The sequence below is a fragment of the Streptomyces sp. NBC_00207 genome (assembly GCF_045160965.1).
GTDB lineage: Bacteria > Actinomycetota > Actinomycetes > Streptomycetales > Streptomycetaceae > Streptomyces.
Map to the genome: position 1 here is coordinate 815,018 of NZ_CP130715.1, position 22,812 is coordinate 837,829.

Below are 22,812 nucleotides of genomic sequence, written 5' to 3' on the forward strand. Positions count from 1 at the left end.
GCGTACCGGCGGGGACAGTGGGCTCATGACTGTTTCAACAGGCAATCCGTACGTGAACAACGGAGCCGGGGCCACCGCGAGTTCAACCCTGTCACTGGACGACGGCGACGTCCACGTGTGCCAGGACGGCCCCCGCGACGCGCCCGCGCTCCTGCTCATCCACGGGTCCGCATCCTCGACCCGCTCGTGGAACCCGCTGGTTCCGCTGCTGACCGGATCTCACCGCGTGATCCGGATCGACCTGCTCGGGCACGGCCGGTCGGCCAAACCGGCCGACTGCAGCTACGCGGTCCCTGAACAGGCACTTCGGGCCGGCGTGGCACTGGACCGGCTCGGCGTCCAGCACGCCGCGGTGGTCGGTCATTCCAGCGGTGGCGCGGTCGCCACCGCCCTCGCCGAACAGCGGCCCGAGCTGGTGACCGCGCTCGCACTCGTCAACACCGGCCCCGGCCTGCACGCCTTCATCGCACCGGAGTCCGCCGCGCCCGGCCCCGCGCAGTGGCCGCCTACCGACGAGCAGCTCCGGCAGTTCGCGCGTACGGGATTCAGCCGCGTGGGCTACCAGATCCCGGAAGAGCTCCTGGACGACGTACGCGCGATGACCCACCACACGTTCACCGCGACGATGCGGGCCACCCGCTCCTACCTGGAGCAGCGGGCGCTGCCGGATCGGCTGAAAGTTCTGGGCAAGCCGCTCCTTGTGGTCTTCGGCGAGGACGACCGCAGATGGCGCTCCTCATCGGCCTGCGACTACGGGGCCGTTCCGGGCGCGGAGATCGAGTTGCTGCCCGGCCTCGGGCACTCGCCCCAGCTCGAGGATCCGCGGCGGACCGCCATCCCCCTGCTGGCCTTCATCGCGCGCCACGCCGTGCGGGTGGAGTGAATTCGCAGCCGGCTGACGGCTTCCGGCCGATGCCGGCGCCCCGCTCGCGCGTCCGCGGGCGGGGCGGCGGGCGCGGGGGCGCGCCGGCGGAGGGTCAGAACGCGAAGACGGCGTTGCCGTTCAGGGTCGCGGACATGACGCAGCTGTTGGAGAAGGTGTGCTTCCAGGCGACGCGGCTGCCCTTCCACACGCCGTCAGCGGTGACGGTGACCGGGGCGTAGTGCATCGGGCACGCGTGGTCCGGGTCGGGGGACGCCAGCAGGCGGTCGAGTGTCCCGTCGGTGGAGTTCAGGGCCGCGCAGGCCGAGCGGGGGTCGGGGTGGGTTCCCAGGGCGGTCGGCGCACAGCTGAGGGTGGATGCCCGGACGACGGTGGACGCGTCGTCGTCGCCCTGCGCGACGGTGAACACCATCGCGGACGGGGCGTACAGGCTGGCGGGCTGGGCCGCCGCGCTTCCGGTGGCTCCGATCAGGCTGAGGACTGCAGCGGCGGAGGCAGCTGCGATGCGGTGACGCACGACGAGACTCGCTTTCGATTCAAAGGTTGAACGCGATATTTTCTTTCGATCGCGTCCTTGCGAGCCCAGACTGTCCGACATGGAGACGAGTCGCATATCCATGACCGATTTACGGACAGAGCGTGTACATATGCGCGACCGAATGGTCGTTCGGGCAGCTCAGAGGGGGCGCGCCGGCCTCGTCACCGGACGCGGACCGGAGCGATACCGACCGTGACGTGCGCCCTTGAGTCCGCTGACCTGCTGTCGGCCGCGCGCGGTTCACCGAACGGCCACTCAGCTTGACCGGATCCATGCGTTCATCGCCGGCACGGGGGCCGATCCGACGTCGATGACACGGGAGAGTTATAGATATATCCGAATTGGGCAACACGTGCCTTAATTGCGGCGATTCATGGTGGATGGAGGCCACAGTGTGGCTCCTCGGCAGGACGCCGGGAACCGCACGGAGCCCGACCGGCCCGAACGACGCCGGTCCGGGCTGACTGTTGAAGGGGTCAGCTCCATGTCTGCTTCTCTCGCCACCCGCCGCGCCCTCTCGGCGGCCCTGGCCGCCGTCGCCCTGGTCGGCGCCGCCGCTCTGCCTGCCACCGCCGACGACCACCGGCGCGACCGGAACTCGCACTCCTCCCTCGTCATCGGCGACGTCCAGTACGACAGCCCCGCCCGCAACGACCGCTCCAACCGCGCGCTGAACAGGGAATGGGTCGAGGTCAAGAACACCGGCCGCCGCAGCGTCGACCTGCGCGGCTTCACCCTCACCGACCAGCAGGGCAACCGCTACCGCTTCGCCAACTTCCGCCTGGACGGCCGCTCCAGCGTCAAGGTCCACACCGGACAGGGCCGCGACACCCACCGCGACGTCTACCAGGACCGCCGCCACCAGATCTGGAACGAGCGCGACACCGCCACCCTCCGCGACAACCGCGGCAACGTCGTCGACACCGAGACCTGGGGCCGCCGCGGACACCACGACAACCACCGCCGCTGACCCCCACCGGCAGCCGCACCACCGGCCACGGGAGCGGTGAACTGCCGCCGGACGGGAACGGCGTGCCACGGCAATCTCGCCGCGGCACGCCGCACCCATGTCCCACGTGTACCGAAACCGCTAGCGGGCCGGGTAGTCCGTGTAGCCGCGGGCGTCGCCCCCGAAGAAGGTGGCCGGGTCAGGGGTGTTGTACGGGCCTTCGGTGCGCAGGCGGTCCGGCAGGTCGGGGTTGGCCAGGAAGAGGGCGCCGAACGCGAGGAGGTCCGCGGTGCCGTCCTCGATCAGCCCGAGGGCCCGGTGGTCGGTGGGGCCTTCGGTCGCCGGGTTCAGTACGAGCAGCCCGGAGAACTGCTTGCGCAGGGCGAGGGTGGTCTCACGGGTCTCGGGGGTGGGCTCCAGCACGTGCAGGTAGGCCAGCCCGAGCCCGTCGATCTCCTTGACCAGCGCCTCGTAGGCGGGCTGCGGGTCGGGCTCGGTGATGTCGTTGTACGTGTTGCCGGGCGAGATGCGCAGTGCGGTGCGCTCGGCGCCGATCGCGGCGGCGACCGCCTTGACCGCCTCCACCGCGAAGCGGATCCGGTTCTCGACCGGGCCGCCCCACTCGTCGGTGCGCAGGTTCGAGCCGGGGGCCAGGAACTGGTGGATCAGGTAGCCGTTGGCGCCGTGCAGCTCCACCCCGTCGAAGCCGGCCTCCACCGCGTTGCGGGCGGCCTCGGCGAAGGCGGCGATGGTCGCCCGTACCTCGGCTCCGGTCAGCTCGTGGGGGGTCACGAAGTCCTTCATGCCGTCGCCGGTGAACAGCTGCCCCTGGGCGGCGACCGCCGACGGGGCCACCGGGACGAGGCCGTCGGGCAGCAGCGACGGGTGGCCGATCCGGCCGGAGTGCATCAGCTGGGCGAAGATCCGGCCGCCGGCGGCGTGCACGGAATCGGTGACCTCGCGCCAGGCCGCGACCTGCTCGGCACTGTGCAGGCCGGGGGTGAACGGGTAGCCCTGGCCGACGACGGAGGGCTGGATCCCCTCGCTGATGATCAGACCGGCCGAGGCGCGCTGCGTGTAGTACTCGGCGACGAGGGCGGTCGCGATACCGCCCTCACCTGCACGGCTGCGGGTCATCGGCGCCAGGGCGATGCGGTTGGAGAGGGTGGAGCCGGCGATGCGAACCGGTTCGAAAGCGCTGGTCATATTCGCCTCACAGAAATAAACAGAGATAATTGGTCGGCCAAGCTTTGGCTGCGAGATGCAGCGTACCCCATTACTTGGTCGGCCAAGGTAAAATCTGGAGGGCGGGTAAGATCCATGGACGGACGACGACGGTCAGGGCGTGGTCCGCCGACCGGACCCTGCCGCACCCGACCCAGGAGGAGCGCCCCCATGACCGCGGAAACCGCTCAGGAACCGCGCACCACCTCGCAGTGCACGGCGGCGCCCAGCGCCGTGCTGGACGGGCCGGTGAGTCATGCGATCAGCCGGGTCGCCCGCCTCCACCGGATCGCGGCCGGCCGCGCACTGCGGAACCTGGGGCTGCACCCGGGGCAGGAGTTCCTGATGATGCACCTGTGGGACAACGGGGCCGTGCGCCAGTCCGAGCTGATCAAGGCGGTCGGCCTCGACCCCTCCACGGTGACCAAGATGCTCCAGCGCCTCGAACAAGCCGGCCACGTACATCGCCGCCCCGACCCCTCGGACCGGCGCGCCTCCCTGGTCGAGGCGACGGACGCCAGCTGCGGGCTCCTGCTCGAGGTCCGCAACGCATGGGGCGAGCTGGAGCGCCAGACCCTGGACGGCCTGGACGACGCCGAACGCACCGAACTGGCCCGCCTGCTGGGCAAGGTGGAGGGCGCCCTGTACGCGGAGCTCGCCCGGGGCTGCGGCGCCGAGTACGAGGAGACGCACAAGGGACCGGGCGCCTGCTAGGTCGTTCCCCGCAGCCCTGGCCCTGGCAGACTCGGGCCCATGTCCGAGGAACACACCGATGCGCAGCCGGAGGATCCGCTGCGCGCGTACGCGGAGTTCTACCCCGAGGTCGTCCGGGCCGGATCCCTGCGGCATGCGCTGCAGGCTGCTGCGGACCGTGCGGGGTACGGACTCACCATCGAACTCATGCCACCGCGCCGCTGGCGGCACGTCGTGGCGCGGGCCCGGACCGGCAACCGGTCCGTGATCGTCTCGATGACCCTCGGCCGGCGGAGTTTCGCCGTCAACTGCCGTGCAGACGGCGCCCCCATGGCCCGGGGCGCCACCGCGGACCTGTCCGAGGCCGCCGGAGCACTGCATTCCTGGCTCCAGGGGCTGCGCGTGCCCGAACTCAGCGCGCGGTGGCCCTTCCTCGGGTCCGGAGAGCCGTCCGGGAAGCCGTCCGAGGCCGGGGAGCCGGGCGACGCGGTGTCCGTCAGGTGGCGGCAGGTGCGTGCTTCGGCTGCCGGCCCGCTGTACGCCCCGCTGTACGAGCTCGTCGAGGCCGCCTTCGCCGAACCCCGCCTGCGGGCCCTGTGCCCCCGCACCAGCCATGACTGGCTCCGGTTCAGCCGCCGCGCCACCGCTCCCCTCTGCACCGACCTGCCGATGGCCCGGGCGATCGGGAACGGCCGCCATCAAGTACGGACGCACGAGGGCCGGGTACACGAAACCACCGGCACGGCCGACACCATCGCCCTCATCCTCGACAGCCTGCCCGAGAACCAGGAGCCCGGCCCTCCGGGGACCGGACCGAGTTGACTATCGTGATCTTGATCAAGGTGGCGAACACACCCGTCGCCGCCGACCGGCCGCTCAGCACATAGGGGAATGCGCATGACCCGGACCTCCGAAGACGTCTCCCTCACCCAGCCGTTCGGGGAGTCGTTCGCGCGCGACCCCCACGCGGTCTACGCGGGACTGCGCGCCGCGGGCTCGGTGCACCGGGTGGCGCTGCCCGACGGTTCGCCGGTGTGGCTGGTGACCCACGAGGCGGACGTGCGCGCCGGATTGTCCGACCAGCGCCTGTCGGTCAACAAGAGGCATTCGTCGACTGGTTTCAGCGGCTTCTCGCTCCCGCCCGCGCTGGACCGCAACCTGCTGAACATCGACCCGGACGACCACCTGCGCCTTCGGCGACTGGTCGCGAAGGGGTTCACCGCCCGGCACGTCGAGGTGCTCCGCGACAGCGTCGGGGCAGCCGTCGACGACCAGGTCGCACGGCTCGCGGCCGAGATCGCGGACAGCGGCGAGGCGGACCTGGTGGCCGGGTTCGCCAGACCACTGCCGCTACGGGTGATCGGCGCCCTGCTCGACATCCCGGCCGGCGACCAGGAGCGCTTCGCCGCCTGGGTCGCCACCATGCTCAGCCCGCGCTCCCGCGAGGGCCTCGTCCAGGCGATCGGTGACATCCACCGGTTCCTCGTCGACCTCGTGGCCCTGCGGCGCGCCGCCCCCGGTGACGACATGCTGTCCAGCCTGATCGCGGCACGCGACGAGGAGGACCGCCTCACCGAGGACGAACTCGTCTCGCTCGCCTTCCTGATCCTCGGGGCCGGCAGCGAGAACGTCCAGCACGTCATCAGCGCCGGCGTGCTCACGCTCGTCGAGCACCCGGAGCAGCTGGCCGAGCTGCGGGCACGGCCCGCGCGCGTGGCGGACGCGGTCGAGGAACTCCTGCGCTACACCAGCCCCAACCAGACCGCGATCCGCCGCTTCCCCACCGAAGCCGTCGAGATCGGCGGCGTACGGATACCGGCCGGGGACACCGTCCTCTTCAGCCTGGCCTCGGCACACCGGGACCCGGCCCGGTACCCGGACCCCGACCGTTTCGACATCGACCGCGCGGACAAGGCACACCTCGCCCTCGGCCACGGCATGCACTACTGCCTCGGAGCGCCCCTGGCCCGGCTCCAGCTCACCCTGGCCCTCGGCTCGCTCATCGAACGGCTCCCCCACCTCAGGCTCGCCCGCCCTGCGGACCAGCTCAGGTGGCACAGCACCTTCCGGTTCCGCGCCCTGCACGACCTGCCGGTCACCACCCTCCCCTGACCACCGCTCGGGCGGTCGGGGGCCCGCGGGGGGCCGGGGTCCCAGACCGCTCGACCGGCCGCTCCCGGCATGCCCGTCCTCGGGGATCGCCGTAGCGTGTTTCCCGTGCGCCACACCACCGCGGCCGCGTGCGTGACGGCCACGCTGTGCGCGGCCGCCCTGGCCTGCTCCACCCAGGCCGGTCCGACGCGCTTCCAGGCCCGGCCGGCCGACCCGCCGGCCCTGCTCTCCGCGCGGGTCATGGCCGTACCGGCGGAGAAACTGGGCGTCTCCTACCGGAAGGGCTGCCCGGTGCCGCCCGAGCGGCTGAGGCTGATCCGGATGAACCACTGGGGTTTCGACGGCCGGATCCATGCGGGCGAGATGGTGGTCCACGAGAACGCCGTCCGCCCCCTCCTCCACGTCTTCCGGCGGGCCTTCGACGCGCGCTTCCCGATCCGCCGGATGCGCGTGATGGCCCAGTACCGCAACGACTCCGAGGCCATGGCCGACGACAACACCTCGGCCTTCAACTGCCGCCCGGTCACCGGGGATCCCCGGCTCCTGTCGCAGCACGCCTGGGGCGACGCGGTGGACATCAACCCCGTCGAGAACCCGTACGTCGACGTCCACGGCGTCGTGCACCCTCCGAAGGGCCGCCCCCACCTGCGACGGTCCCTGAACCAACCGGGTCAGATCCACCGGGGCGACGCCATCACCGCGGCGTTCCGCGAGGTCGGCTGGCGCTGGGGCGGTCGCTGGGCCAATCGGGACTACCAGCACTTCTCCGCCAACGGCGAGTGAGGACCGGGCCCGCTCTCAGTCCCGGCCGAACCAGAAGTCGGCGAGGGAGTCCAGCTTCGTGTCCGACGGCGCACCCAGTTCCCGCATGTACCAGGGCAGGTTGCTGTACACGTGGAGCAGTGTGTACGCGAGCAGTTGGGCCGGCTCGAAGCCCGTCCCCGCGCCACTGCCGTACGAGGCGAGGAGCCTGCGCAGCAGGGGGCGGTCGGCCCGGGTGACGAACAGTCCGACGCCCACGAAGTCGTACGCGCGGTGGCCGATCATGGCCGGTTCGAAGTCGAAGAAGCCGGTCAGGCGCCAGCCGTCGGGGTCCACCAGGAGGTGCTGGCGCATCACCTCGGTGTGCAGCAGGGCGCGCCGGGGTTCGCGCGGGAGCGGGACGGAGGCGAGGAAGTCGGGAATCTGCTCCAGCCATGCGTCGGCCAGTCCGTGGCCCCGCTGCTGTTCCACAGCGCCTTCCCGCTGTCCGTCGACGAAGGCGCCCCAGTCTCCGGGGCCGAGGACGTCGGCGAGCGGTTCCGGGTCCAGTGAGTGCAGCGCCGCCAGTGCCTCGCCGACGTCGGCCACCAGCCGTTCGCGGTCCGCCTGCGGTATCCGCGGCCAGGCGTGCGCCAGGCTCTCACCGCCGAGCCTCGACATCAGGACGTAGCGCCAGCCGTTCTCGTAGGCGCCGGACTCCCGGACGTGTGGTGTCGCCACCGGCAGCCGTCCCTGCACGTGGGCGAGCACCCGTCCTTCGGCGACGCCGTCCCGGGCCGCAGCGGCCGGGAACAGCTTCAGGACGTGCTCGTCACCGACCGCGTAGACCGGCTGGGAACCGTCCTTGAAACGGACCAGGGGCGCTCCACCCAGCCCCAGACGGCCGCAGAGGTCCTCCGCACCCGGTCGCATGACCGTTTCATCGGGGACGACCGCGTCCCACTCCTCGTCCGTTTCCACCAAAGGCAGCATGATCGGGAACGTAGACGGCACGGACCTGTCGTCACAACCGGTTTTGCCGGCCCGGTGAGCACCCGAGACCTCACCATGTTTGCGCTGGTGGAAAACGGTGAGACGCCGTGTGCGCTGCGTTCCGGTACGACCGCGGCGCACCAAAGCCGCAAGCCCGTGAGGTCCCCCTCCAGGCCAGGACCGCGGCGGTCGCGCAGCATGGCACGACCGGCTTCGGGCCAGAGGCGGCTAGGGAAATGGGAGAGCCTCATGATCATACTCGGAATCATTCTGCTGATCGTCGGATGGCTGCTCGGCATCTCGATCCTCTGGACGATAGGCATCATCCTGCTCGTCATCGGCGCCGTGCTGTGGATCCTCGGAGCCGTGGGACACGAGGTCGGCGGACGCCGCCACTACTACTAGGGGGCTTCATCCGTCCCGGGCCGTCGGCCACGGCCGACGGCCCCGTTGCAGGGGTGAAACCGGCGCGTACAGCCCCTCCGCTCGCACGGAAGCCACGTAAAGTCGCAATTTGAGCGGATTCGTTCTATTTCGGGGATGTGCATTGCGTCGTCTCACTGTTGCTCTCGCGCTGCTGACCGCCCTTTCCTGCGGCTCCCTCCTGGGGCCGCAGGCCGTTTCGGCAGCCGTCTCGGCCGGAAACGGACCTCCGGGCAGCGGCAGCCGGGGCACGAACATCCTGATCGTCGGCATCGACAGCCGCGCCGGGCTCTCCACGGCCGAGAAGAACCGGCTCCACGTGGGCGGCAAGGGGTGCAACTGCACGGACGTCATGATGCTCGTGCACGTCTCCGAGAGCGGGCAGCGCGCGAGCGTGGTCTCCATCCCGCGTGACTCCTACGTCGAATACGCCGGCGACTTCACCACCGCCCGCAGCGGCAAGATCAACGGCGCGTACGCCCTGGGCGGCGGCGCGCTCACGGTGGCCACCGTCGAGAAGGCCACCGGTCTCCACGTCGATCACTACCTGGAGACCGGCTTCAGGGGCTTCGAGCAGACGATCGACAACCTCGGCGGCGCGACCGTCTGCACGGACCGGCCCCTCACGGACGAGAATTCCGGCCTCGACATCGGCGCCGGCCGCCACCACACCAACGGGAACGACACCCTGCGCTACGTGCGGGCCCGGCACGTCAACCTCCGGCCCGGAGACCTCGGCCGCGTCCGCCGCCAGCAGCGCGTGGTCAACGACCTCCTGGCCCGCCTCACCCTCGAGGGGGCCCTGGCAAGCCCCGTGCGCACGGCGCGGACCGTGCACGCCCTGCTGAAGTCCGTACGCACCGACGCGCGGACCGGGCCGGGCGATCTGATCCGCATCGGCTGGACGCTCGGCCGCCTCCGCGCGGACCGGATCGAGTTCGCGACCGTCCCGATCAGGCTCTTCGACCACCGCGTACCCGGAGTGGGTTCCTCGCTGGTGTGGGACGAGGCGCGCTCCGCCGCGTTGTGGGACGCCCTGGGCGCGGACCGCCCCCTCACGGGCGACACCCGCATCCAGCCCCTCGCGGAGACCCCGGCGCCGACCGACCCCGCCGGCATCGCCGTCCGCGTGGACGACGCCGCCGTCGCCGCGGCCCTGCGCCGCAACGGGTTCGTGGTCACGGACACCTCGCAGTCCGCGCCGTCCCAACGCCCTGCGGGACCCCCGGTCATCCGGTTCGCCGCCGGCCAGGAGGAGAAGGCGGCGACCCTCGCGGCGGCGCTGCCCGGCTCCCGCCTGGAGGCCCGCCCTGATCACGGCGCGATCTTCGATGTCGCCATCGGCACGCAGCCCGTCCAGGTCAGGACCGTCACCTACGACCGCAACCTCGCCGATGGCGCCCCGGTGACCGGCGACCGCCTCCGCTGCCCCGACGGGTCCGCGGCCGCGGCCCCCGCCGCCGTCCCCGCGACCACCGGTCGGCCGTAGAACGGGGGCGGTCGGGGGGGCGGCACGGTGTCTCCAGGGCGACGATGAGAGATGTGGACGAAGCGCAGCCGCAGCACGCACCGGGTGAGCGGCCGCAGGCCCCGACCTGGGCGCCCTCCCGCTCCGTGGGCACCGGTGCCGCCTGCCGCCGTCCGGGGATTCCGCGCCGCACGGCCGGGACCTCCCAGGAGGAGCGGGTACAGGATGCATGAGGAGATGCCGTTCGAGGATCTGATCAGCGGCGCCGCCCAGGACGCCGGCGGATGGCTGGGCGCGCTGCCGGTGGCGCTGATCGCCACCAGCAGCGAGGGGCTGGTGGTGCGCTGGAACCACGGCGCGCAGGAACTGCTCGGATACACTCCGCCCCAGGTGCTCGGCCGGCACATCGCCGATCTGCTGCATCCGGGCGCCGACCGCAGCCTGGGCCGGTCCCTGTGGGAGACGACGGCCACCGGTCGCGGGGTGATGGGCACGGTCACCGCCTGGCACCGCAGCGGTCACCCGCTGGAGCTAGAGATCTGGGCCTGTCCCGTTCCCGACCGGCGCCACGGCGCCTCGGCGGTCCTGGTCTTCGCCGCGGACGCCCATGCCGCCCGCCGGATCCGCGGGTCCTCGGCGGTGTGGGACGGGTTGTTCTCCCGCTCCCCCGTCGGTATCGCCGTCCTCGACACACAGCTGCGGTTCCTGCAGGTCAACCCGGCGCTCGAAGCGATGAACGGTCTCGCGGAATCCGCCCACGTGGGCCGACGCCTGGCCGAGCTGCTGCCCGAGGTGAACGCCGACGAGATGGAAGAGTCCATGCGCCAGGTCCTGGACACGGGTGAGCCGGTCCTCGACCGGCGGCGCACCGGCCGGACCCCGGCCGACCCGGAGCACGACCACGTGTGGTCGTGCTCGTACGTGCGCGTGGAGGACCCCGGCGGCCGGCCGATCGGCATCATCGCCTCCCTCCTCGACGTCACCAGGCAGCAGCGCGATCAGACCGAGGTCGAGGCGGGCCGCCGCCGGCTCGCGCTGCTGAGCGAGGCCAGCTCCCGCATCGGTGGCAGCCTCGACCTGGAGCGCACGGCGCAGGAGCTGGCCGACCTCGCCGTCCCGCACCTGGCCAGCGCCGTCACCGTCGACGTACTGGACTCCCTCGCGAGCGGGAACGAGCCGGGCCCCGGGCTGGCCGGGGGCGTTGCCCTGCGACGGCTGGGCAAGGCGCCGCTGACCGGCTCCCCCGTCACCCAGATCCTGGCGCCCCTCGGCAGGACCCTCACCTTCCCCGCGGCCGCCCCGTACACCCAGGCCCTCTCGGCCCGGCAGCCCTTCCTGATCGCCCACCTCGACGAACGGGTCGTCGCCACGGCCGGCCGCCACACCCCCAAGCCCGCGCAACTGCTCGAGACGGGCGTGCACTCGTTCATGATGATCCCGCTCGTCGCGCGGGACGTGGTCCTCGGCGTCGCGACGTTCTACCGCGCCCGGCCCGGCGGGGCCTCCTTCGGGTCCGACGACGTCACGCTCGCGGCCGAACTCGCCGCCCGGGCCGCCATCGGCATCGACAACGCGCGCCTGTACCACCACGAGCACGAGACCGCGGTCGTCCTCCAGCGCAGCATGCTCCCCCAGCACGTCACCCCTCCCCCGGGCATCGAGATCGCCCACCGCTACCTGGCGGCCAGCGACGTCAACGAAGTCGGCGGGGACTGGTACGACGTCCTCCCCCTCACCGGAGGCAGGGCGGGGCTGCTCATCGGGGACGTCATGGGCCACGGCATCGCCGCCGCCGCGGTCATGGGGCGCCTGTCCGCGACCGTACGCGCCCTCGCGCGCCTCGACATGTCCCCGACGGCGCTGCTGCACCAGTTGGAGGCCACGCTCGCCGACCTCGCCGAGCCGATGCTCGCCACCTTCCTGTACGTGGTCTGCGACCCCGCCACCGGCCACTGCACCGTCACCCGCGCCGGACACCCGCCACCTGCCGTGGCCGAGCCCGACGGCACCGTCTACCTCGTCCAGACCCCGCCCGGCGTCCCGCTGGGCGTCGGCGGCATCACCTTCACCACCACCGAAATCACCCTGCCCCCCGGCAGCCTGCTCGTGCTCTACACCGACGGCCTGATCGAAGCCCGCAGCCGTGACATCGACGAACGCCTGGGCGAGCTCACCAGCCTGCTCACCGAACACCACCCGTCACTGGACCACCTGTGCGACACCCTGATCGCACACCTGGTACCGGCGTCCGCGGACGACGACATCGCCCTCCTCGCCGCCCGCATCGGCACGACCCCCCACCTCCCGCCCGGATCGCCCCTGCCTGTCAGTGGTGGGCCGTAGCGTCCCGTACATGGGTTTCACCAGCGCGTGGGCGATCAGCAGCCACTCCGACGACGACGTGGCCCGCCTCGCCCCGAGGCTGCTGCCCGCGATGCGGGCGGACCGCCGGCGGCCCGAGGCCCGACGCCGCCGGCTGGAGTGGCAGCGCGCACCGCTCCCGGACCACGACACCTGGTACGCGCCTGCCGGAAGCCCGGATGCCAAGGGGGCGGACGCCCACGCGGTGGAATCGTTCCGTGCCCTCATGGCGCCGGGCCGCCACGTCGACGAGGTCTGCGACGGCACCGCGGACCCTTCCTTCTACGTCGTGGACGACGTGTGGGACGGGCAGAACCGGGACGGCATGTTCATCTCCGTCCACTCCAAGGACTACGCGGTCGCGTCCTTCTTCCACGCCGTGGGCCCGGCCCGCGCCGCCCTTCTGCCGGGCTGGTGCGGCAACTTCCTCCTCACGTCCACCGAAGTCCGCCGGCACCTGCCGCAGGTGGAGCGGGCCCTCTCCTTCACCGCGGCCGACCGCGCCGCCGCGCAGGCCCAGGACTGGCTGGACTACCCGGAGGGCGAAGAGCGCGTGCTGGAGGGCCCCCTGCGCGTCTGGCGCGCCGCCGCCCGGAGTGGCTCGGGCCTGTGCGGACTGTCGGTCCACCTCTGCTGACCTCGCCCGGCGGGACGGGCGATCCGGACGGGTCTAGGGCGTCCGGGTGTCCGGGCCGCGGAGTGTGCCCGGGTCGGTGTCCTCGTAGCGGCGGACCTCGTCGATCAGGCGGTGGAGCAGGCTGCGGGCGGCTGCGATGTCGGCCGTGGCGATGTCTGCGGTCAGGGCCCGGTGAACCGTGCTCGCGCGGGTGGTGATCTTCCGGAGGGTGTCCTGGCCGGTGGGGGTGAGGGCCAGGAGGGGCGACCCGCGGTGGTCCGGGTTCGGCTCGAAACCGGCCAAGTCCTCGCGGACGAGATCGTTGGCGACGCGCTGCACGCCCTGGCGGGCGATTCCGAGGCGGCGGGCGGCCCGTGCGACGGTCAGCGGCTCCTCGGAGACCACGCTGAGGAGCTGCCAGCGGGCCTGGGTCTGCCCCTCGGCGGACGCGATCGTCTCCCCGATCCTGCGCAGCAGACCGGCTGCCTCGAACACGTCCGCGACCAGGAGGGCCAGCTCTTCCGGCACGGCGCACTCCCCCTCTCCCAATTGACAACATGATGACAGTCTGGAAATCTGTTGTCATCCTACCGTGGCGGGTCCCGACCCGACACCCAGCAGGGAGAGAACGATGATCAGCGCCACTGAAAACCTCCGGGCCGCCTTCGAGCGGGCCTCCGCCGTCCGGCCGAAGGTCGGCGGCTTCCCGTACCTCGCCGAGGCGCTCCGCCAGGCCGGGGTCAGCCGCTGCCGGATGGCCGTGCCCTCCAACGCCATGCTCTACCTCACCACTGCCGGGCCGGTCGCCGTCCAGGGCGAGCCGCTGTGCACCGGCATGGTCGACGTCGCGCCCTTCGACCGTGAGGCGCTCGTCGCGGCGCTGCGCCGCGACCAGGCCGGGGAGACCTCGTTCCCGGAGTTCGTCGAAGGCTGCTGGAAGGCCGGTGTCGTCTGGTACGACGTCGACCTCGGCGCACGGACCTGCTCCTACTACGGAGCCGACGGCGACGGCTACACCGAGTCCTACCCCGTCGTCGAAATCTGAGCCCGCGACCACCACCACCGGCACCGCGACCGTCCCTGCCCCGCCCCGCCCTGCCCTGCCCGCATGGCGATCACCGGCGGGGGACACGAGAATGAGATCTGCCCGGACGAGCGTCCTGTGGCCCCGGAGAGGCACCACGCATCGGCCGAACCCCCGTCGGCCGCGCACCTGCCGCTGCCCGCCGGGCAGCGGCTGCACGCCGTGGAGGGCTGATGCGTCCCTATCCGCCGATTGCCGAGCACGGTCTGATCGGAGACCTGCAGACCTGTGCGCTCGTCTCCTCCGAAGGCGTGATGGACTGGTTCTGCTCACCGCGCTTCGACTCGCCCAGCGTCTTCGCCGGGCTGCTCGACGACGAGCGCGGCGGATACTTCGCCATCACCGCGGAGGCGCCCGAAGGTGTCTCGGGCGGTGGGCCGGGGACCGAGGCGGGGGTCGTCACCCGCCAGCTCTACCTGGCCGACACCGCCCTGCTGATCACCCGCTTCCTCACGCGTGAGGGCGTGGGCGAGGTGGTCGACTTCATGCCCGTCCACGATCCGCACACCGCCACCGACCGCCACCAGGTGGTGCGGGTGCTGCGGGCGGTACGGGGTTCCGTGCGCTTCGCCCTGGAGTGCCGGCCGCGCTTCGACTACGGCCGCGCGCCCCACGAACTCACCCTGGGCGGCGCCATCGCGCGCTTCGACGGGCCGGGCATCACCGCACACCTCCAAGCCGTCGGCCCCGTTCCGCTGGAAGCCGACGGGAACGACGTGCGCGCCACGGCGACCCTGACGGCCGGTGAGCGCGCGGCCGTCGTCCTGACGGTGTGCGACGGCGCGGGCGAGCCCCCACGGCTCCTGAACGCGGACGACCTGGCGGAGGCGTTCAGCGCCGTACGCCGCTTCTGGCACGGCTGGATCGGCCACTGCACCTACCGCGGCCGCTGGCAGCAGATCGTCAACCGCTCTGCCATCACCCTCAAGCTCATGACGTACGCGCCCACGGGCGCGCCGATCGCCGCCGCCACGATGGGCCTGCCCGAGCAGGAGGGCGGCGAGCGCAACTGGGACTACCGCTACACCTGGATCCGCGACGCATCCCTGGCGGTTCGCGCGATGCGCGACCTGGGGTTCACCGAGGAGGCGTACGCCTTCCGCAAGTGGCTCCAGCAGCGGATGCACGACGGAGGGGCCCCCAACGGCGAGCCGCTGCAGATCATGTACCGGGTCGACGGCGACCCGTACCTGGCCGAAGAGGTACTGGGACACCTGGCGGGCTGGCGGGGCTCCGCCCCGGTGCGCGCCGGCAACGGCGCTGCCGGCCAACTGCAGTTGGACATCTACGGGGAGGCCGTCTTCGCCCTCGCCCAGACGGGCGGGAGCGGCGAGGTCGTCGGCTACGACGGCTGGCAGCACTCCGCCGCCGTACTGGACTGGCTGTGCGACAACTGGGACCGGCCCGACGAGGGCATCTGGGAAACCCGGGGCGGCCAGAAGGACTTCACCTACAGCCGCCTCATGTGCTGGGTCGCCCTCGACCACGGCATCCGCCGGGCCGCCGCCCTCGCCCGCCCGGCCGACGTACCGCGGTGGACCGCCGCGCGCGACGCCATCCTGCAGCAGATCATGACGCGCGGGTGGAGCGAGGAGCGCCGGGCGTTCGTCCAGCACTTCGGAAGCACCGTGCTCGACGCCTCCCTGCTGCTCATGCCGCTGGTCGACTTCATCACGCCGAAGGATCCGCGCTGGCTGTCCACCCTGGAGGCGATGGACAGCGAACTCGTCTCGGACAGCCTCGTCTACCGCTACGACCCCGCCGCCTCTCCCGACGGCCTGCAGGGCTCCGAGGGCACCTTCTCCCTGTGCACCTTCCTCTACGTGTACGCCCTCGCGCGCGCCGGGCAGCTCGAGCAGGCCCGGTACGCCTTCGACAAGATGCTCACCTACGCGAACCACGTGGGGCTGTTCGCCGAGGAGATCGGACCCACCGGGGAGCAACTGGGCAACTTCCCGCAGGCCTTCACACACCTCGCCCTCATCGCCGCGGCCCTCGCCCTCGACACGGAGCTCGACCTGGACGCGAACCGCTAGGACGCGTCTGGGCGATCGGGTTCGCAGCGCATCAGAAGATGACCGCGGCGATACCGTTCCTCCGCGAGTGGCTCGCGGAGCATCCGTCCGACTTCGACGAACCCGGCCTCGCGGGCCAGCCCCGCGAGGACGTCGATCGGCCACCGGTAGGCCGTCGTCACCTTGTGGTCGAACGGCTCCACCGGCCCGCCCTCGGACTCGAAGAAGGCGAGCAGGAGGGTGCCTCCCCGAACCAGCACGCGGCGGAACTCGGCGAGGTGGGACGGCATTTCGTGCGGTGGAGCATGGATGACCGAGTACCAGCACACGATGCCGCCCAGCGTGCCGTCGGCCAGGTCCAGGGCGTCCATCGAACCGACTTCGAAGCGCAGGTCGGGGTAGGCCTCCCGGGCGAGGTCGATCATCACCGGCGAGACGTCGACGCCGAAGACGTCCAGCCCGAGGTCGCGCAGGTGTGCCGTCACGTATCCGGGACCACATCCCAGCTCGGCGACGGGTCCGGCGTCTGCGGCTCGCGCGAGATCGGCGAACGCGGCGAGGACCGAGCGGTCCAGCGGAAGATCGTCGAGCACGTTGCGGAAGAGGGCTGCATATCGCACGGCTACGGCGTCGTAGGCGTCTGATGTCGCACGGAGGTGCGCGGAGAGTTCGGTCACGGGGGACGACAGTAGGGCTTGCGCGATCGAGCCCGGTGCGGGGCCCCCGCCGGATGCCCCGCTCGTCAGCCCCCCACGGGTGCGGGGGCTCCGAACCACTGTGCCAGGGACGCGGCGAGGCCCTGCACCGCGTCCGCGCGGTCGTCGGCCGCGTCCGCCGCCCAGGCGGTGCATCCGTCGGGGCGCACGAGCAGCCCGGCCGGCGCGGGCCCGGCGGGGCAGGTGGTGGTGACCACCCGCACCCGGTCTCCGTACCCCTCGGCCACCGCCCTGAGTTCCGCGTCGTCCGCGAGATCCAGAAGCAGCGCCCGTCCCTCGTGCATCAGGTCCGCGAGGCGGCGCCCATCGGCGAGTTCGAGGTCGGGGGCGCTGCGGCCCACCAGCCGGTGACTGCCGGGAAGGTCGTACCGCTGCCATACCCCGGAGATCTTCTTGACGAAGTGGGTGGTGCCGGCGGCGGTCCCCATCAGCTCGGTGACGACATCGAGCAGGGCACGGGAATGCGGTTCCGGCCGCATCAGGGCGATCTGCGCCCGGGTCCAGTCGAGCACCCACGCCCCGATCGGATGGCGCTCGGCCGTGTACGAGTCCAGGAGCCCTTCGGGGGCCTGCCCCCGGACCACCGCGGCGAGCTTCCAGCCGAGGTTCAGCGCGTCACCGATGCCGAGGTTCAGCCCCTGGCCGCCGAACGGCGAGTGGACGTGCGCGGCGTCCCCCGCGAGCAGCACCCGGCCGGCCCGGTAGTCGGCCGCCTGGCGGGCGTTGTCGGTGAAGCGGGTGGCGGTGTGCACCTCGGTGACCGTGATGTCCGTCAGCCCGGTGACCCGCCGCAGGCTCGACTGCAACTCCTCGGCGGTGACGGGTGCCTCGCGGTCTGCGGGCGCGCCGTCGAATTCGACCGTGAGGATGCGGCCGGGGACGGGGCCGTGGACGTACGTTCCGGTGCCGGTGTGGTTCCAGCCGCGCTTCAGGGTTTCGGCGCCGGTCATGGTGACGACGGCCTGGTGGCCGGTGATCTGCGGATCCGAACCGGGGAAGGCGAAGCCCGCGAGCTTGCGCACCGTACTGCGGCCGCCGTCGCAGCCGACGAGCCAGCCGGCGCGCAGCGTCCGGTCCGGTCCGCCGCCGACCGGGGCCGTGCGGACCGTGACCCCGTCGTCCTCGGCGTCGAAGCCCGTCAACTCCACGCCCCGGCGCAGATCGACGCCGAGCTGCGCGGCGCGTTCGGCGAGCAGCCGCTCGACTTCCTGCTGGGGTACGAGGGCCACGTCACCGGCCGGCCCGGCGTGCGTGAAGTCGGGGTCGGCCTCGTCCAGCAGAGCGCCGCTCAGCATGATCCCGCCGAAGTGGCCGGCGAACTTGGGTGGCGTGCGCGGGGGTTGTCCGTCCACTGCACCTCCCGGCCGGCCGCGCATGAAGGCCTGGACCTGGTCGAGCGTGCGCTGCTGCACCTCCGCTATCGCGGGCAGCAGCCCGCGTCGGTAGAAGGCTTCGGCGGTCGGCGTGTTGATCGACCCCGCCTTGATGGTCTGGTCCACATCCGTACGTCGTTCCACGATGACCACGCGGGCCCCGCCGAGGCGGAGTTCGCAGGCCAGCATCAGTCCGACGGGGCCGCCGCCGGACACCACCACGTCCACGGCCACGGCCGGCTCTAAGTTCGAGTTCATGCGTTCACTATAGTCACTCAAATCTTGTAGTCGCTATAGTGTTCTCATGAATCAAGGGACCGACGCGAAGGCAGCACCGCTCTCCCTGCGCGAGCTCAAGAAGCGCGAGACCCGGCAGCGGATCTCCGACGAGGCGACGATGCTGTTCGTGGCACGGGGCTTCGACCACGTGACCGTGGCGGAGGTCGCCAAGGCCGCCAACGTCTCGACGATGACGGTGTTCAACCACTTCCCGCGCAAGGAGGACCTCTTCCTCGACCGGATCCCCGAAGCCGTCGAACTGTTCACGGCAGCGGTGCGCGACCGCGCGGAGGGCCGGTCCCAGCTCGGCGCCCTGCGCTTGCTGCTGCTCCGACTCCTCGACGAACGCCACCCGTTGGCGGGCGTCGGCGACACCTTCCCGCACTTCTGGCGGATCGTGCTCGACTCCCCCGCACTGCGGGCGCGGGCGCGCGAGGGCGTGGAGGAGGTGGAGAACGCGCTGGCCGAGGCGATCGGCGGCCCCGACGCCCGACTGACGGCGGCCCTGACCGTGGCCGCGTACCGGGCCGTGTACGTGATCACGGCCGGCCGGCTGCTCGCCGGCGAGCGCGCGGCGGACGTGGCCGAGGACCACCGCATGCGGGTGAACGCGGCGTTCGACGCCCTGGAGCGGGCCCTGCCGGAGACGTCCGGAGGCAGGCCCGGCGGACCCTGAGCGCCATGGCAGCGCCCGCGACGGGTCCGAAGCTCACTCTCCTCGTGGGTCTGCGAGCAAGGCCTTGAGCGAGAGTGACACGCGTTCGCGGACCGGGTCGACGTCGAGGATCTCCGCGGTGATCTCCTGCCCGACGGAGACGACCTCCGAGGGGTGGTCGATGGGGAGCCACGACAGTTGGGGGATGTTGATCATCGCCGTGAAGCCGCCGATGTCCACGAACGTGACGCAGAAGTCCGCGATGTGGATGACCGTACCGGTCACGACCTGGCCTCGCCGAAGGTCCCGGGTCTTGAGGAAGGCCCAGTTCCGGTCGCTCGGCGTGGGATCGGTCCGCCAGCGGGCCCGTACCACTCCGTCGGCGTCCGGCATGACGGCGGTGAACAAGGGCACGCGTTCGTCGGCGTACATGGGCAGGAGCGCCGCCGCACCCGCGCGGGAGATCCGGGCGGCCAGTTCCGGGAACTCCCCCTCGTCGACGGCGGCGCTGTGGATCCGGCCGTCCTCCTCCTGCCATACGCCCTCGATGAGGCCGTCGACGGGCATACCGCCGAGGACCGCGTCGATGTCGCAGGACAGGTCCGGCCACACGGACAACCGGGCGCGGGGGGCGAGTCCGGCGCGCACCGCGTCGAGGGTCTCGTGGGTGAGGCGGTGGTAACGGGATATGCCTTCGACGGGCTCCTCCTCCAGGAGTCCCGCTTCGCACACGCCGACGGCATGGCGCAGGCGCGCCCAGAACGCGTCGTCGCCCGGCCGCTGGACCTCTTCCCCGTCGGTCTCCTGCTCGGCCTCCACGTCGTGCGGGGACGCGCCCATGCGTTCCGGGAAGAGCCCGAGCGCGCGGGCCCGGACCTGCGCCTCCTCGCACGGGGAACTGCTGCCGATGTAGAGGTACTGGTCCCATCCGACGTGCACGGCGAACGCGTCCTCCACCTCCAGCCGGCACCAGGCACCCCCGTCGCGCAGCATGACCCGCACCAGTTCGAGCGCGGTGTCGAGCGAAACCTCCGCGCCATCGTGGAAGCCCACCCGCCCGGAGGGACCGCTCGGGAAGATCTCGTCCAGTCCGTAGCCCTCCATGGGCGGCTCGGCGCCGAAGTGCACGAAGGACGCGATCTGCGGCTCGCGTACGGACAGGCGGTCGATGCCGGAGTCGGCGGCGAACGCCTCGATCGCCCGGAGGTAGGCCGCCTCGACCTCACCGTGATCGCTGACGCAGTCCTCGGGGCCGGTGTAGCAGCCGCGTTCATCGCGGTCGGCCGGATCGTACTTGGTGACGCAGTAGACGTAGGGAAGCACGCCCCCATCCTCCCTACCCGCCGGGAGCCGGCGGCACCCGGGCCTGCCGGCGCCGGTCGGCGCCCCAATGGCCCGGGGCCAGCGGTCGCGTCGGGTACACGCAGAGCCTCTGGGCATGGATCTCATACACATGGGCAGCGGAAGCGGCGAAGATCGTTCCATGGACCACGTCATCGACCTCGATCGGGCCGCGGCCGAGATCACCGCACGCCTCCCCACCTGGACCGCGGCCGGCCACGACCCCGGGCCCGTCACCTGGCGGGACGGAGGGGCTCCCTGGCCCCAGCGACTGGAGACCGACCGCACCCTCGTCGCCGCCCCGGACTCGGTCGGCATACGCATCCTGGGCGCCGACGCGTGGAGCGAACTGCAGATCGTCCTGTACCGCGGCGGCTGGGCGGACCTCGATGCGCTGACCGGGGACGAGGTCGTGGCCGAAGGCCCGCGGATCACCGGCCGCGAGGAGTTCGGCCGCCTCCTGGACTCGGCCGTCACGCGTTTCCTCGGCCCGGGCCGGCGACCGGCCGGCGGCTGACACATCCGGTCGCGCCGGGACACCGACCCGGGCCCGCAGGCCGATTGGCCGGTTGGCCGTTCAGCGGTTCGGCAGATCAGCCGTTCAGCCGTTCAGTGACTGCATCAGCTCCGGGGCGTAGCGGTCGCCCGAGGCCACGCCGTGGGGGGCCACGGCGTCGATGGCCGCCAGGTCCGCGTCGGTGATCGTCACCGCGGTGGCGGCGATGTTCTCCTCGAGGTAGCGGCGGCGCTTGGTGCCCGGGATGGGCACCGCACCCTGGCGCAGGGTCCAGGCCAGCGCGAGCTGGGAAGGCGTGACGCCCTTCTCGGCGGCGAGACGGCGCACCTGGTCGACGACGGCCAGGTTGCGGCCGAAGTTCTCGCCCTGGAAACGGGGGTCGGTGCGGCGGAAGTCGTCGGCGGCGAAGTCGTCGGGGCTGGTGATCGCGCCGGAGAGGAATCCACGGCCGAGCGGGGAGTACGCGACGAGCCCGATGCCGAGCTCGCGCAGGGTGTCGAGGACGCCGTCGTGCTCGATACCGCGCTCGAAGAGGCTGTACTCGGTCTGCACGGCGGCCAGCGGGTGGACGGCGTGGGCGCGGGCGATGGTGGCGGGCGCGGCCTCGCACAGGCCGATGTGGCGGACCTTGCCGGCGGCGACGAGCTCGGCCAGGGCGCCCACGCTCTCCTCGACGGGCACGTTCGGGTCGATGCGGTGCAGGTAGTAGAGGTCGATGTGGTCCGTGCCCAGGTGGCGCAGGGAACGGTCGGCCGAGCGGCGGATGTACTCGGGTGTGGCGTTGTGCCCGCGGAAGGCACCCTCGTCGGTGAACTCGACGCCGGTCTTCGTGGCGATCACGGCGGCTTCGCGGCGGCCGGTGAGGGCCTTGCCGAGGAGCTGCTCGTTGAGGAAGGGACCGTAGCCCTCGGCGGTGTCGAGCAGGGTGACGCCGAGCTCCAGGGCGCGGTCGATCGTGGCCAGCGACTCGGTCTCGTCCGTGGCTCCGTAGTGGGCGCTCATGCCCATCAGGCCGAGCCCCTCGGCGCCGACCTCCAGTCCCTGGCCGCCCAGCGCACGGATCTCCATCGCAGTCTCCATCACGGTCTCCCTCATAAGTAACTAACTGGATAGATAGAGCATGCATCGCACGCGCGCCGGTTGTCAATAACCAGATAGTTACTTGCTAGGCTGCAGGCCATGGCAAGGGATTCCAGCGCGACCAAGGCACGGCTGCTCGACGCGGCCTTCTCCGAGTTCGCGACGTACGGCATCGCCGGCGCTCGGGTCGACCGCATCGCCGAGGCCGCGCAGGCGAACAAGCGGCTCATCTACGTCTACTACGGCAACAAGGAGCAGCTCTTCGACGCCGTGCTCCAGCGGGCGCTGGAGACGGGCTCGGAGTCGGTGCCCTTCGACGTCGACGACCTGCCCGGCTACGCGGGCGCCGTCTTCGACCACCTCGTCGCGCGGCCGTCGCTGATGCGTCTGGTGCTGTGGAAGCAGCTGGAACGTCCGGGGAGCACGGACACCGAGGCGGCGTCCTACCAGGGCAAGATCGCAGCCGTGCGGCAGGCGCAGGATGCGGGCCGGATGGACGGCGGGCTGGACGCCGCCGACGTGCTGACGCTGGTGGTGGCCATGTCGCAGGCCTGGTTCGGCGCGTTCGGCGGTCCGGCCGTGGGCAGTACCGCGGCGGGCGGCGCAGCCGGCGGTGCGACGACCGGCGAGGCAGGGACCGGCGAGGCAGGGACCGGCTGGGCGCCCGAGGAGCTCGCCCGCCACCGGGCGGCCGTGGTCGAGGCCGTACGCCGGATCACCGCACCGCACGGGGACGGGAGTTGAAGCCCGG

24 protein-coding genes are annotated in these 22,812 nt (G+C 71.8%); 16 read left to right on the forward strand and 8 right to left on the reverse strand.

Features of this window, described 5'->3' with window-relative positions:
• Positions 1-25: 25 nt before the first annotated feature.
• The gene (locus tag OG472_RS04225) at positions 26-883 is read left to right on the forward strand and encodes an alpha/beta fold hydrolase (protein WP_405940909.1); all 858 of its coding nucleotides are present in this window, start codon (positions 26-28) and stop codon (positions 881-883) included.
• A gap of 94 nt (positions 884-977) precedes the next feature.
• On the opposite strand, the gene OG472_RS04230 is transcribed toward OG472_RS04225, so the two are convergent.
• The gene (locus tag OG472_RS04230; RefSeq protein ID WP_405940910.1) at positions 978-1,400 is read right to left on the reverse strand and encodes a subtilase-type protease inhibitor; all 423 of its coding nucleotides are present in this window, start codon (positions 1,398-1,400) and stop codon (positions 978-980) included.
• A 505-nt stretch (positions 1,401-1,905) separates the two neighbouring features.
• Between OG472_RS04230 and OG472_RS04235 the strand changes: the two genes are divergently transcribed.
• Positions 1,906-2,391: a lamin tail domain-containing protein gene (locus OG472_RS04235; protein WP_401602813.1), complete on the forward strand. Its 486-nt coding sequence runs from the start codon at positions 1,906-1,908 to the stop codon at positions 2,389-2,391.
• 120 nt (positions 2,392-2,511) lie between these two features.
• Here OG472_RS04235 and OG472_RS04240 read toward each other — a convergent pair whose 3' ends face one another.
• Positions 2,512-3,576, reverse strand: coding sequence for an alkene reductase (locus OG472_RS04240; protein WP_401602815.1), 1,065 nt, complete (start codon positions 3,574-3,576; stop codon positions 2,512-2,514).
• Positions 3,577-3,765: 189 nt separating this feature from the next.
• Here OG472_RS04240 and OG472_RS04245 point away from each other — a divergent pair, with 189 nt between their 5' ends.
• From OG472_RS04245 to OG472_RS04260, 4 genes are all read left to right on the forward strand, one after another.
• Positions 3,766-4,308: a MarR family winged helix-turn-helix transcriptional regulator gene (locus tag OG472_RS04245; RefSeq protein ID WP_401602817.1), complete on the forward strand. Its 543-nt coding sequence runs from the start codon at positions 3,766-3,768 to the stop codon at positions 4,306-4,308.
• Between the two features lie 39 nt (positions 4,309-4,347).
• On the forward strand, positions 4,348-5,109 hold the full coding sequence (locus OG472_RS04250) for a DUF6193 family natural product biosynthesis protein (RefSeq protein ID WP_405940911.1): 762 nt from the start codon (positions 4,348-4,350) through the stop codon (positions 5,107-5,109).
• A gap of 75 nt (positions 5,110-5,184) precedes the next feature.
• Positions 5,185-6,399: a cytochrome P450 gene (locus OG472_RS04255; protein ID WP_405940912.1), complete on the forward strand. Its 1,215-nt coding sequence runs from the start codon at positions 5,185-5,187 to the stop codon at positions 6,397-6,399.
• A 105-nt stretch (positions 6,400-6,504) separates the two neighbouring features.
• Positions 6,505-7,182, forward strand: coding sequence for a M15 family metallopeptidase (locus tag OG472_RS04260; RefSeq protein ID WP_405940913.1), 678 nt, complete (start codon positions 6,505-6,507; stop codon positions 7,180-7,182).
• 15 nt (positions 7,183-7,197) lie between these two features.
• Here OG472_RS04260 and OG472_RS04265 read toward each other — a convergent pair whose 3' ends face one another.
• Positions 7,198-8,133, reverse strand: a complete 936-nt coding sequence (locus OG472_RS04265) for a phosphotransferase family protein (protein WP_405940914.1) — start codon at positions 8,131-8,133, stop codon at positions 7,198-7,200.
• A 249-nt stretch (positions 8,134-8,382) separates the two neighbouring features.
• On the opposite strand from OG472_RS04265, the gene OG472_RS04270 reads away from it, so the two are divergent.
• The 4 genes from OG472_RS04270 (at position 8,383) to OG472_RS04285 (ending at position 13,022) form a co-directional block, all read left to right on the forward strand.
• Positions 8,383-8,538: a DUF6131 family protein gene (locus OG472_RS04270; RefSeq protein WP_401602826.1), complete on the forward strand. Its 156-nt coding sequence runs from the start codon at positions 8,383-8,385 to the stop codon at positions 8,536-8,538.
• Positions 8,539-8,680: 142 nt separating this feature from the next.
• Positions 8,681-10,045, forward strand: a complete 1,365-nt coding sequence (locus OG472_RS04275) for an LCP family protein (RefSeq protein WP_405940915.1) — start codon at positions 8,681-8,683, stop codon at positions 10,043-10,045.
• Positions 10,046-10,249: 204 nt separating this feature from the next.
• Entirely contained in the window at positions 10,250-12,367 is a 2,118-nt protein-coding gene (locus OG472_RS04280; protein ID WP_405940916.1) for a SpoIIE family protein phosphatase, read from the forward strand.
• Positions 12,368-12,377: 10 nt separating this feature from the next.
• Positions 12,378-13,022: a hypothetical protein gene (locus tag OG472_RS04285; RefSeq protein ID WP_405827856.1), complete on the forward strand. Its 645-nt coding sequence runs from the start codon at positions 12,378-12,380 to the stop codon at positions 13,020-13,022.
• Positions 13,023-13,055: 33 nt separating this feature from the next.
• Here the strand turns inward: OG472_RS04285 and OG472_RS04290 are convergent, their stop codons facing one another.
• Complete coding sequence (locus OG472_RS04290; protein WP_401602831.1) at positions 13,056-13,529, reverse strand: MarR family winged helix-turn-helix transcriptional regulator; 474 nt, start codon at positions 13,527-13,529, stop codon at positions 13,056-13,058.
• A gap of 103 nt (positions 13,530-13,632) precedes the next feature.
• On the opposite strand from OG472_RS04290, the gene OG472_RS04295 reads away from it, so the two are divergent.
• From OG472_RS04295 to OG472_RS04305, 3 genes are all read left to right on the forward strand, one after another.
• Entirely contained in the window at positions 13,633-14,046 is a 414-nt protein-coding gene (locus tag OG472_RS04295; RefSeq protein WP_405940917.1) for a DUF1398 family protein, read from the forward strand.
• A 63-nt stretch (positions 14,047-14,109) separates the two neighbouring features.
• Positions 14,110-14,259 (forward strand): hypothetical protein, encoded by a 150-nt coding sequence (locus OG472_RS04300; RefSeq protein ID WP_401602835.1) that lies wholly within the window; start codon positions 14,110-14,112, stop codon positions 14,257-14,259.
• Positions 14,259-16,121, forward strand: a complete 1,863-nt coding sequence (locus OG472_RS04305; RefSeq protein WP_405940918.1) for a glycoside hydrolase family 15 protein — start codon at positions 14,259-14,261, stop codon at positions 16,119-16,121. The genes OG472_RS04300 and OG472_RS04305 overlap by 1 nt, the downstream gene beginning before the upstream one ends.
• On the opposite strand, the gene OG472_RS04310 is transcribed toward OG472_RS04305, so the two are convergent.
• Together OG472_RS04310 and OG472_RS04315 are read right to left on the reverse strand one after the other, a co-directional pair.
• Positions 16,118-16,777, reverse strand: a complete 660-nt coding sequence (locus OG472_RS04310) for a class I SAM-dependent methyltransferase (RefSeq protein ID WP_401602838.1) — start codon at positions 16,775-16,777, stop codon at positions 16,118-16,120. The genes OG472_RS04305 and OG472_RS04310 overlap by 4 nt on opposite strands.
• A gap of 65 nt (positions 16,778-16,842) precedes the next feature.
• Positions 16,843-18,447: an FAD-dependent oxidoreductase gene (locus OG472_RS04315; RefSeq protein ID WP_405940919.1), complete on the reverse strand. Its 1,605-nt coding sequence runs from the start codon at positions 18,445-18,447 to the stop codon at positions 16,843-16,845.
• A 46-nt stretch (positions 18,448-18,493) separates the two neighbouring features.
• Between OG472_RS04315 and OG472_RS04320 the strand changes: the two genes are divergently transcribed.
• Positions 18,494-19,144: a TetR/AcrR family transcriptional regulator gene (locus tag OG472_RS04320; RefSeq protein WP_405940920.1), complete on the forward strand. Its 651-nt coding sequence runs from the start codon at positions 18,494-18,496 to the stop codon at positions 19,142-19,144.
• Positions 19,145-19,177: 33 nt separating this feature from the next.
• Here OG472_RS04320 and OG472_RS04325 read toward each other — a convergent pair whose 3' ends face one another.
• Positions 19,178-20,446: a S1 RNA-binding domain-containing protein gene (locus OG472_RS04325; RefSeq protein ID WP_405940921.1), complete on the reverse strand. Its 1,269-nt coding sequence runs from the start codon at positions 20,444-20,446 to the stop codon at positions 19,178-19,180.
• A gap of 115 nt (positions 20,447-20,561) precedes the next feature.
• Between OG472_RS04325 and OG472_RS04330 the strand changes: the two genes are divergently transcribed.
• Complete coding sequence (locus OG472_RS04330) at positions 20,562-20,981, forward strand: hypothetical protein (RefSeq protein WP_405940922.1); 420 nt, start codon at positions 20,562-20,564, stop codon at positions 20,979-20,981.
• Positions 20,982-21,065: 84 nt separating this feature from the next.
• Here OG472_RS04330 and OG472_RS04335 read toward each other — a convergent pair whose 3' ends face one another.
• Complete coding sequence (locus OG472_RS04335) at positions 21,066-22,049, reverse strand: aldo/keto reductase (RefSeq protein ID WP_405834765.1); 984 nt, start codon at positions 22,047-22,049, stop codon at positions 21,066-21,068.
• 111 nt (positions 22,050-22,160) lie between these two features.
• On the opposite strand from OG472_RS04335, the gene OG472_RS04340 reads away from it, so the two are divergent.
• Entirely contained in the window at positions 22,161-22,805 is a 645-nt protein-coding gene (locus OG472_RS04340) for a TetR family transcriptional regulator (protein WP_405940923.1), read from the forward strand.
• The last annotated feature ends 7 nt before the right edge of the window (positions 22,806-22,812 follow it).